Genomic DNA, 10,767 nt, shown 5'->3' with positions numbered 1-10,767 from the left:
CGACAAGGAAAAATGCAACTGTTTTGAGACTCCATTTACCAAAACCTTGCACTTGCTTGTTCTTAAAATCCGCGAAACCCCTATTAATAAACGGTTATAGCTTTATTCAGTAAGCCCTATTTAAGATCATCTTTGATTCACCGCACATAAGAAGATAAAAAACTTAGATTAAGTTAAAATATACTCAGATGAAGATGAAAGTGAAAAGAACAATTTGGTTATTTCTATTCAAAAAAAGCTCCTTTAACAATTAAAATAAAAGAAAGAGGAGTAAATCATTGGATTAGTCAAAAATATATATCATCAGGTATGTATAAAACTTTAATGCAAATCAGCGAATGTTATTTTGCTGCTGAAGGAACTGTGATTTTAATTGATGAGTTTGAAAATAGTTTAGGAGTGAATTGTATTAATGTTTTAAGTGATTTACTATCTGAAAATAGGAATTTACAATTTATCCCTACACCCAAGAAAAAAATATATTATAATAATATAAAAGATAAAAAAATTACAACATAATTTATAAATTTATGACTAAATCACATCGTCCCCCGATTCTTAAACCTGATGAAACATACACATTTCGTAAATATTTTGAGTTAAGGTTTGCACCTGCGGATATTTTACAAGAATTAGGAGTTAATTTAACTAGAGGAACAATTAATTGGCCAGTAAGTAATAATCAAATATCTCGATTAGTTGATCTCAAAGAACGATTAGAAGAGGCCATTCAAAGAGTTAGTTTAACAAGTGAAGCTGCAAGAAGAGAAGTTTTAATTGCACCAATTCTCTTAGAAGTTGCACATATTACTGAGTCCAAAATTAATATTGAATATCCCATTGAAATAAATCCATTTTTGCGGGGTGATTTAGATTATTATTTGCAATCTCAACATCAGGTTTTGGTTGTAGAGGCAAAACACGCAGATTTAACGCGAGGTTTTACTCAACTTGCAGTTGAATTAATTGCTTTAGATCAATGGGTGGAAGGGGATGAACCAATATTATATGGTGCTGTAACAACTGGAGATATTTGGCAGTTTGGAAGTTTTGAACGGGAAAATAAACTCATAACTCAGGATTTAATGTTATATAGAGTTCCTACTGATTTAGAAATATTAATGCAAATTTTAGTAGGGATTTTAACCTAAAATTCAGATCCCCAACTTCTTTAAGAAGTCGGGGAGCTTTATCTTATACTTTCGGTTTAACAGTCGAAGCAACATGAAGTTCTTTCAACTGTTTTGCATCTACACCAGAAGGTGCATCTGTTAATAAACAACGTGCTTGTTGTGTTTTGGGGAAAGCAATGACATCACGAATAGATTCTTCTTTTGCTAATAACATTACCAACCGATCTACACCGTAGGCGATACCACCATGGGGAGGAGTTCCATATTCAAAAGCTTCTAACAAAAAGCCGAATTTACTTTGTGCTTCTTCCGTTGATAAACCAATTGCTGTAAATACCTGTTCTTGCACTTCTCGCTGATAAATTCGTAAACTTCCACCACCAACTTCAAAGCCATTTAATACTAAATCATAGGCTTGGGCGCGGGCGGTTTTTAAATCGTTGATATCATCAGGATGGGGTGCTGTAAAGGGATGGTGTAATGCTTCCAGACGTTTTTCATCTGCATTCCATTCAAACATGGGAAATTCTGTCACCCAAAGGAAGTTAATTTTGTCTTTTGCAATTAACTTAAATTCCCTAGCCACATATTGACGAATTCTGTCTAAAGTTTTATTAACAGTGGTTGTATCAGCAGCCGCAAATAATAACAAATGTCCAGCTTTTGCACCTGTTCTTGTTAAGATTTCCTGCTTTTGTTCCGGTGTTAAATTATCTTTAATTGCACCAATAGTATCAAGTTCGTCATTTTCGCGGACGCGGATATAAGCTAATCCTTTCGCACCAGCTTCTGCGGCTTCTTTAAAAATATCGCCACCTGGTTTAATGCGAACATTAGAAATGGCATCATTACCATTAGGAATGGGTAGGATTTTAACAATACCACCGTTAGAAATGGCTTCTCGAAAAACTTTAAAACCGGAATCTTTTAAAACGTCAGAAACATCAACTAATTCCAAAGCATAACGGGTATCTGGTTTATCACTGCCATATTTCGCCATTGCTTGGGCGTAGGGAAGACGAGGAAAAGGACGAGGTAAATCAATTCCTTTGACAGTTTTGAAAATATGACAAACTAACTTTTCATTGAGTTCGATAATTTCATCTTCAGACATGAAACTCATTTCCATGTCTAGTTGGGTAAACTCCGGTTGTCTGTCGGCACGTAAATCTTCATCGCGGAAACATCGGGCAATTTGATAGTATCTATCCATGCCTGATACCATCAATAATTGTTTGAAGAGTTGGGGAGATTGGGGTAAAGCGAACCATTCACCCTCATTCACCCGACTGGGAAGAATATAATCTCGCGCCCCTTCGGGGGTAGAACGGGTGAGAACTGGGGTTTCAACTTCGATAAAACCTTCTATGTCTTCCAGGTAGCGCCGCATGGCTTTGATGACTTGATGACGCAATTGCATATTTTGCGCCATGCGTTCCCGTCGTAAGTCCAAGTAACGATATTTTAACCGCAATTCTTCCCGCACTGTTTCCGTGTCTGCGGTGGAAACTTGGAAAGGTAATTGTTTACGGACAGCGTTGAGGAGTTCTATTTTATCAGCATAGACTTCGACTTCGCCTGTGGGAATACGAGTATTTAAAGATTCTGGAGGACGTTCAGTGACCCTGCCAGTAATTTTCACTACGTATTCATTACGTAGGGCGTTAGCTTGTTCGTAGGAGTCTGGGGTGCGCTGGGGGTCGCTGACGATTTGGACAATACCAGAGCGTAGGCGTAGCCCGCCGTAGGCATCGCGCAAATCTAAGAATATCACACCACCGTGATCGCGGCGACGGTCTACCCATCCGTAAAAGGTAACAGTTTCACCAATATGTTCTTTTCGGAGTTCGCCGCAATAGTGAGTTCGCATAGTTGTTAGTTCTTTAGTTCCGGGCTAGGTTGGGTAAATGTCAAGGCTTTCCCATTATCTAGTATCAACAGTCATTGTAGTCGTTTTTGTTCTGGGAAAATCAGTTATTTTAGCTTTGGCGGTTAGAAACCACTGCTAGACGGGCAAAACCCATTTTTGTGATCACAGCAATATCAACAAATTGGCGATCCCTTCTTGCTGTTGGGATCGCGTTCAGAAATTACCTCAGTGTAACGCTATTACTGTAAACGCGGTTTCCAAACGATGGATCTCAGATAAATATTTCCGGTGTAAAACTGCCATGTAAACCGTAGGGAATATGATGTTTAAGATGTAATTTAGCGATCGCACCTTTAGCTAAATTTGCCGCATCTAAAATCACCACATCCGAACGATGATATTCGGCATCATAAACTAAAGTAATTAACCAACCATCATCTTCTATTTGTGAATTGGGACGAGGAACAAAAATTGGTTCACCAGTAAAACCTCGTGGTGCAGCACTCCATAATTGTTCTGTTCCCAACTCTAAATCATATTTGAAAATAGCTTGTAATGGCGCATTTACTCCTTTTTGATCAGCCGCACCACCATATAAATAACGATAGGATTTACCTACATTATGCGGGTGAATAACTGGAAATTCACAAGCGCGATCGCTGATCACATGATTTTCTACTTTCTGGGCTGATAAATTCAGATTAAACCGCCAAAGTTGTCCAGGAGAGTTTTTATCAAAATCAGTTTCTCGATAATCGCTATTAGGTTCAACCTCTATTAATGATTGATAACAAATCGAATCAATAATGATTTTATTTTCTTCTTCAAAAGCATTAACATGATGAAAAATAAACCCTGCTTTGGTTTCTAAAACTTGGACTTTTTGATTGTGTATTTTTCCGGTGCGAGGAATAACGATGATTTTTGTAGGTTGATTTTTTTGAAATTTAATACATTGTCCTGCTGTGGATATTCCCAAAGCAAAAGGTATGGGGTTAAAATCAACAGGATTTTGAAAGAAAATACAGTAATTTTCTGTAATCACAAAATCATGAATAAAGCAAAACCCCTTAACTTGATGACTTTGTTTACTGGTAATTTTTCCCTGAGTATTCAATTCAAAGATTGTAATTGTGGTTGATAGTCCCGGTTTAATCGCAAAATTAACTAACTTACCATGGGGATCGATTTTGGGATGGGCGCTAAAAGCTTCTTTTTTGGATAAAACCCCATCAAAATATTCATTTCCTAATGTTTCTAAGGTTTGGGGATTAAGTAAATAAGGTTCTGCCGCTTCCCATAAAGCTAAAAGTTTACTACCCCAATAAATGACATTGGTATTAGCAATATGTTTAATCTTTAAATCAAAAATATTAGCCAACCAACCACCAGGTTTTTCTGTGCCAAAAACACCTCGATAGAGAATTTTACCAGCTTTTTTTTCCGCTAAATAACCTTCTGTTTGCACAAACCGATTGCGAAAATGGGCGCGACCATTGGTAAAAGTTACCCTACTAATCATCCCATCACCATCAAAAGGATGATGTAATTTTTGTCCATTAATATCTAATAAGCCTGGACCATTTCTCAATAAAGTTCCTGATAAATCTAAAGGTATTTCTCCCTCTATATCATCAATCCAATAATCAAATTCTTCCTTGAGAGATTCATATCCACCTTGCCAATCTTTGAGAGTATAGGATTTTGCTAAAAGTTGATTATTTTCCGGTTCTACAGTTTGCATTTTTGTGATTGAGAGAATAAACTAAACGTAAGAATTCAGAAGTATGGCTAAGACTAAGCTTGGCTATCAGGAGTTCAGAGTAAAGGATAAAGAACACTTTTCTTTTATCCTCCCTGTTCTCTGCTATATCAAGTTTTCTCTATCCTGAATCCTTACAACTAAACTACATCATTAACAACAGCTTGACTATTATTGATTTCTACTTTACCATCTGGTAGCCATTTAATCAAAAATATGGGAATTAAAGAACTACAGTTAGTAATAATGATCAATAACCACAGTGAATCAAAATGATTTTCTGTAATTCCTAACCATTGCATCATAACTGAACCTAAACCATAGGAAACAGTTCCTCCTAAATTTAACACAGACATTAATAAAGCAAAAAATGTGGCTTCTATCCCAGGAGGACAAAGTTTAGTAGATAATACGAGAACAGGCATAAAGACAATTTTCCCAATCACAGTAATAATTAAACTATCACCTAAACTAAACCAATGATCATCTATTCCTAAAAGTCTATTTGTATGAGTGACTAATAGTAAAGTTGTCATTCCTAAGGCAGTGGATAACAAAATTCCCCAAGTAAACATCACTCGAAAAGGAATAGTTTTCAAGTAACGTTGAAAAACCCAAACCCCAATTAAAGAAGCAAAACTTGTCACTAATTGCACTCGTCCTAAAAATTCTGGGTCAAAATGTAGTTCATTAGTGGTAAAATAGAAAAAAGCTGCTTCCGCATTAGGTGTAGCGTGCCAAAAAAAGATAAATAATGTTGGTAATAAAATAGCTTCTTTTGTGATAGCTGCACGGATTTGTACTAGCTGATTTTTAGTATTATTATCTTTTTTATTTTGCTCGTTTTTATCAACAGGTTGCTCTGCAATTAACCAAGTTACAGATGACATAACTAATGGGAATAATGCTGTGATTAAAAATACTGTGCGGGTGCTAAAATATTCTAAAAGCAAGCCGCTAAAATAAGCTGTACATAAGCCTCCAATGGCTGTACTACCCCAACAAAGAGATTGTAAAGAACCGACATTAGCTTCTGTTTCAATTCTCGCTCTTTGAACTACTATAGAATCAATGATCACATCGCTAATGGCAACGGAGAGAAAAGAAAGTAAAATCATCATTGTTGCCATTGAGCTAGTATGAACTACAGTTCCTAAACATACCCAAGCTGCACAACCAATAATTCCGGATAGTAAAATGTAAGGTTTTCTATGATAGCCAAATAAAGGGAAACTATCAGAGATAAAACCATATAATGGTTTAATCATCCAAGGGATGGTACTAATACCGATAATGGCTGACATTTGTACTGGACTCAATAGCAATTCATCTTTGAGAAAAAAGCTAACTGCTAGCCGCGATAATGCCAATATGCCTTGGAAAAAATAGATCGTAATAATTGCTATTAACTCAGGACTAGGTTCATTACCTAAGAGAATTTGCCTAATTAGTGAGTCTTTAACCTTGGGTAAGCCAGAAGAGTCATTTAGCATTTGCATGAATACATTTTAAGTTTTATGTACTTTTATATCATATATGGCAGGGAACAGGGAACGGGGAACAGCATCTACTCCACAAAGGTCTAGCTCTTTAGAAGAGGGAACAGGGAATAGGGAACAGAGTTGAAAGTCATGAGAGTGTATAGTTTTTTAGGTAAATTCTGTATCTCATTCAAGTGCATACCGCTATAGCAAAATTTAAAAGTAAAAATTCATAATGGTATTAGGGCAAGATACAACCATAAACCCTCAACCGTCAACTGTTCCCTACTATACATAAGGTCAAGTAGTGAAATTTCGGTAAAAAACCCTACTTTAACCGAAGTAGTTTTTATATATGAATCTTCTACACTAAAATAGGATATGGAGACAAAATTGCCAGCTACTGAACTAATAGCACTTAGTTAAATTAAAGCAAAATGGGATTCTTCGACTCTGAAATAGTGCAGCAAGAAGCCAAGCAGTTGTTTGAAGACTATCAAGCACTTATTCAACTTGGCAACAGCTACGGCAAATTTGACCGCGAGGGCAAAAAGCTGTTTATTGAGCAAATGGAAACCCTAATGGATCGTTATCGCGTCTTTATGAAGCGGTTCGAGTTATCAGAGGATTTCATGGCACAAATGACCATACAGCAACTAAAAACCCAGCTAGGTCAGTTTGGTGTCACTCCACAGCAAATGTTTGATCAAATGAATGTCACTTTAGAAAGGATGAAAGCAGAATTGGAAAAAACAAAATGACTCGGAACAGGGAAAAGTGAGCAGGGGTGCAGGGGGGAAGTTTTTTCTACTGACCACTGACCACTGACCAATTAATTTGATTTAGGACGTGGGAATTGAGAAGGTGATTTAAACTTTTCTACAGGTACACCATTGAGTGCTTTTGTCATAAAATCGCGCCAGATAGGAGCTACTATCATACCGCCAGTTGCACCACTGGCTAGTTGTTTATTATCATCTCTACCCACCCAAACAGCAGTAGTTAATTGTGGCACAGTACCAACAAACCAAATATCTTTTTCTGAAGATGTAGTTCCTGTCTTACCTGCAGCAGGTCTACCTATAGCGGCATTTCTACCTGTACCTTCAGTAATTGCTGATTGCATGACATCAATAATTGCTGCTGATGCCCAAGGATCAAGAACTTGTTTTTGCTTAGGTGTATTATCAAGAATCACATTACCGACACTATCTGTAATGCGAACTATTACCGTAGGTGGTGACTGCCAGCCATAATTAGCAAAGGTAGCGTAAGCACTAGCCATTTCTAGGGGAGTGACACCAATAGCACCTAATGGTAGAGATGTAACCGGTTCCATGGGACTCATAATGCCCAAGGTGCGACAGGTTTCAATCACTTTATTCATCCCTACCGCTTTACCCAATTTAATTACAGGGATGTTGCGAGACTGGGCAAGGGCGGTGCGAATTGACATCGAACCGGCAAACTTACTATCATAGTTTTTAGGATAGTACCAACCATTACCATCTTGATAACCAACTGGAGCATCTAGCACTGTGCTATCTGGAGCATATTTGCCAGTAGCAAAGGCAGCATAATAAACAAAGGGTTTAAAGGAAGAACCCGGTTGGCGTTTGGCTTGGGTGGCTCGGTTAAATTCACTAACTTTATAATCTACGCCACCAACAAGAGCTTTGACAAAATGTGTACGTGGGTCAATAGCGACCAAAGCCATTTGATTTTTAGATAACCCTTGGGACTGAAGCTTTTGATGCCAGTCTTTGATGGTTCCTTCTGCCATAGCTTGGAATTTGGCATCAACAGTAGTTTGTACCCGCATTCCCCCTTTAAGTAGGGCATCTCGGCCAAATTTTTTCGCCAATTCTTGGGCGACAGAATTGGTGATATAAGGTGAGGCACTACCCTGAAAAGACCTAATTTTGCCTAATTTAATGGGTTGTTGGAGGGCGTCATCATATTCTTTTTGGCTAATCCAACCTAACTCTATCATTCGCCCTAGCACTTCCTTTTGTTTCTGTTTAGCCAATTTCATATTCGCAAACGGGCTAAACTCTTCTGGTGCTTGGATTAAACCAGCCATCATAGCTGATTCACCTAAAGTTAAATATTCTGCTGATTTATTAAAATAACTGCGTGCTGCTGTTTGGACACCGTAGTTGTTATGACCCCAATAAACTTGATTGAGGTACATTTCTAGGATTTCGTTTTTCGAGAGAATTTGCTCTAAACGAATTGCTAGGACAGCTTCTGCTAATTTACGGGTAAAAGCCCGTTTTTGAGATAAAAATAGGTTTTTAACCAACTGCATGGTGATGGTAGAACCACCTTCTTTGACTCCACCTGCTACCATGTTTACGACAATGGCACGACCTACACCAGTGGGATTAATCCCATGATGATCATAAAAGTGGCCATCTTCACTGGCTAAAACAGCGCGTTTCAGATGCGGGGAAACTTTATCAAGAGGTACTACTTCTCGGTTGGCTTCCCCATGAATACTGGTTAAAAGTTTACCTTTTATATCATATATGTAAGTAGTTTCCGAGGGGAAGAAATTTTTTATTTGTCTAACATCTGGTAAATTACGGAAACTAATGGCTAAACCTACGAGTCCCCCGGCGACAACAGAGCTTGCTAGGAGTGTGATGGATAGCAGAGTACCGCCAGTGACCTGACCTACTCCTTTAAAAAACTCAAATCCAGATGAAGCTTGCTTTTGTGGTTGTTTATTATCAAAAGTCCTAGACGACACGGCGATCTCACTTCCTCACTTGTAGATTTAAATGTAATTCATTAAATGGAAAAAGACAGTTAATTTTCTGAAATTATAGTAGTCTAGCAGCACAGAAAGCAGATAATTGGTTGTTGAACATAACAAACTTAACTTTGAGAGTGGACAATATAGTTAATAGCGAACTTCTTAGTATGACGCAAAATTTCTCTTGGTTGCATCGTGGTGTGGCAGAAATTTTTCCTCAATCCCATGGTGGTGATAAGGATACGGAAAGTCTAGAAAACCGGTTACTTAATTCTGAACGTCCTTTAAGAATTAAACTAGGTATTGACCCAACGGGGGCGGATATTCATCTTGGCCATAGTATTCCTGTGCGGAAATTGCGGGCTTTTCAAGATGCTGGTCATACGGCAGTTCTGATTATTGGAGATTTTACCGCCCGGATTGGCGATCCTACTGGTAAATCTGAGGTGCGTCGTCAGCTTACGGAAGCGGATGTGGCACAAAATGCCCAAACCTATCTTGACCAAGTGCGTCCAATTTTAGATTTCGATAGCCCCGGCAGGCTTGAGGTACGTTATAACTCAGAATGGCTTTCGCGTCTAGATTTAGGAAAAACTTTAGAGTTACTTTCTACAATGACTGTAGGACAAATGTTAGCCAAGGAAGGTTTTGCAGAACGTTATAAACAAGAGAATCCTATTTTTCTCCATGAGTTCCTGTATCCACTGATGCAAGGTTATGATTCTGTGGCTGTGGAAGCAGATGTAGAATTAGGTGGAACTGATCAAAAATTTAACATCGCTGTCGGTCGAGATTTACAACGTCATTTTGGTTTAAAACCGCAGTTTGGACTGTTATTACCAATTTTAATTGGGACTGATGGTGTACAAAAAATGTCGAAGTCTTTAGGTAATTATGTCGGCTTGGGTGAACATCCTTCCCAAAAGTATCAAAAACTTCAAGGTGTGCCAGATAATTTACTGTCACAATATTTTGAATTGTTGACAGATTTACCTTTGGATAGTCTGCCAGAAAAGCCACGCGATCGCCAGGAATTTTTGGCATGGGAAATAGTCCGTCAGTATCACGGCGAACAAGCGGCTAATGAAGCCAAGGAAGCGGCGAAAAGTGGTGGTAAGGAAGGAGCATTACCGGAATTTTCTCTAGCTGCTATTCCTCAATTTCCCGCTAAATTAGCGTTTATTTTGGGTGCTACTGGTTTATGTAAAAGCACAGCCGAAGGTAAACGCAAAATTCAAGAAGGTGGAGTGAGGATAGATGGTGATAAGATTACTGATGCAGATTTAAGTTTTTCTCAGCCTGATGATTTATATGGTAATGTGTTACAGGTAGGTAAGAAGAATTTTGTGCGGTTAGTAAAGTAGGGGCGAACGGCCGTTCGCCCGTACAGGAGTTGTAGGGTGCGTCAGACTCCATAAATCCTGCAAATAAATATATTTTTGATATCTGACGCACCCCACCAATCTGCTAGTTATAATGTTGTCATTATCAATAATTCTTAAAAGTCATGATTCAAACCTTAAATAAAATTGTTACCTTCGAGGAATTTGTTAACTGGCTCCCTGACAATTCCGATGCACATTATGAATTACATCATGGAGCAATTGTCAAAATGGCGCAACCAGCGGGAGATCATGAAGAAGTTAAAGGATTTTTAGGTGTGGAAATTTCCTTTGAAATTAAACGAATGGGATTATCTTATATGATATCTAATCAAGTTATAGTTAGACCTGAAGGTACACACCTTCAATTAAATATTG

9 protein-coding genes are annotated in these 10,767 nt (G+C 38.0%); 5 read left to right on the top strand and 4 right to left on the bottom strand.

Annotation, left to right across the window (positions count from 1 at the left end):
* The first annotated feature begins 309 nt into the window (after nucleotides 1-309).
* Nucleotides 310-519 (top strand): hypothetical protein, encoded by a 210-nt coding sequence (locus CUN59_RS10710; protein WP_207765410.1) that lies wholly within the window; start codon nucleotides 310-312, stop codon nucleotides 517-519.
* A gap of 11 nt (nucleotides 520-530) precedes the next feature.
* Nucleotides 531-1,151 (top strand): hypothetical protein, encoded by a 621-nt coding sequence (locus CUN59_RS10705; protein WP_104387832.1) that lies wholly within the window; start codon nucleotides 531-533, stop codon nucleotides 1,149-1,151.
* A gap of 43 nt (nucleotides 1,152-1,194) precedes the next feature.
* Here CUN59_RS10705 and aspS read toward each other — a convergent pair whose 3' ends face one another.
* From aspS to CUN59_RS10690, 3 genes are all read right to left on the bottom strand, one after another.
* The gene (aspS, locus tag CUN59_RS10700; protein ID WP_104387831.1) at nucleotides 1,195-3,003 is read right to left on the bottom strand and encodes an aspartate--tRNA ligase; all 1,809 of its coding nucleotides are present in this window, start codon (nucleotides 3,001-3,003) and stop codon (nucleotides 1,195-1,197) included.
* 271 nt (nucleotides 3,004-3,274) lie between these two features.
* On the bottom strand, nucleotides 3,275-4,747 hold the full coding sequence (locus tag CUN59_RS10695) for a carotenoid oxygenase family protein (protein WP_104387830.1): 1,473 nt from the start codon (nucleotides 4,745-4,747) through the stop codon (nucleotides 3,275-3,277).
* A gap of 158 nt (nucleotides 4,748-4,905) precedes the next feature.
* On the bottom strand, nucleotides 4,906-6,258 hold the full coding sequence (locus tag CUN59_RS10690; protein WP_104387839.1) for a folate/biopterin family MFS transporter: 1,353 nt from the start codon (nucleotides 6,256-6,258) through the stop codon (nucleotides 4,906-4,908).
* A 425-nt stretch (nucleotides 6,259-6,683) separates the two neighbouring features.
* On the opposite strand from CUN59_RS10690, the gene CUN59_RS10685 reads away from it, so the two are divergent.
* Complete coding sequence (locus tag CUN59_RS10685; RefSeq protein ID WP_104387829.1) at nucleotides 6,684-7,007, top strand: DUF1825 family protein; 324 nt, start codon at nucleotides 6,684-6,686, stop codon at nucleotides 7,005-7,007.
* A gap of 71 nt (nucleotides 7,008-7,078) precedes the next feature.
* On the opposite strand, the gene CUN59_RS10680 is transcribed toward CUN59_RS10685, so the two are convergent.
* Nucleotides 7,079-9,001: a transglycosylase domain-containing protein gene (locus CUN59_RS10680; protein WP_104387828.1), complete on the bottom strand. Its 1,923-nt coding sequence runs from the start codon at nucleotides 8,999-9,001 to the stop codon at nucleotides 7,079-7,081.
* Between the two features lie 173 nt (nucleotides 9,002-9,174).
* Between CUN59_RS10680 and tyrS the strand changes: the two genes are divergently transcribed.
* Complete coding sequence (tyrS, locus tag CUN59_RS10675; protein WP_104387827.1) at nucleotides 9,175-10,371, top strand: tyrosine--tRNA ligase; 1,197 nt, start codon at nucleotides 9,175-9,177, stop codon at nucleotides 10,369-10,371.
* A 143-nt stretch (nucleotides 10,372-10,514) separates the two neighbouring features.
* Nucleotides 10,515-10,767 (top strand): Uma2 family endonuclease (locus CUN59_RS10670; RefSeq protein WP_207765409.1); only part of this gene is annotated, 253 nt, incomplete at its 3' end.

Origin of the sequence: Cuspidothrix issatschenkoi CHARLIE-1 (genome assembly GCF_002934005.1) — a bacterium.
GTDB lineage: Bacteria > Cyanobacteriota > Cyanobacteriia > Cyanobacteriales > Nostocaceae > Cuspidothrix > Cuspidothrix issatschenkoi.
Note: the sequence above shows the minus strand (reverse complement) of the source record. Positions and strands in the feature narration are given on the sequence as shown.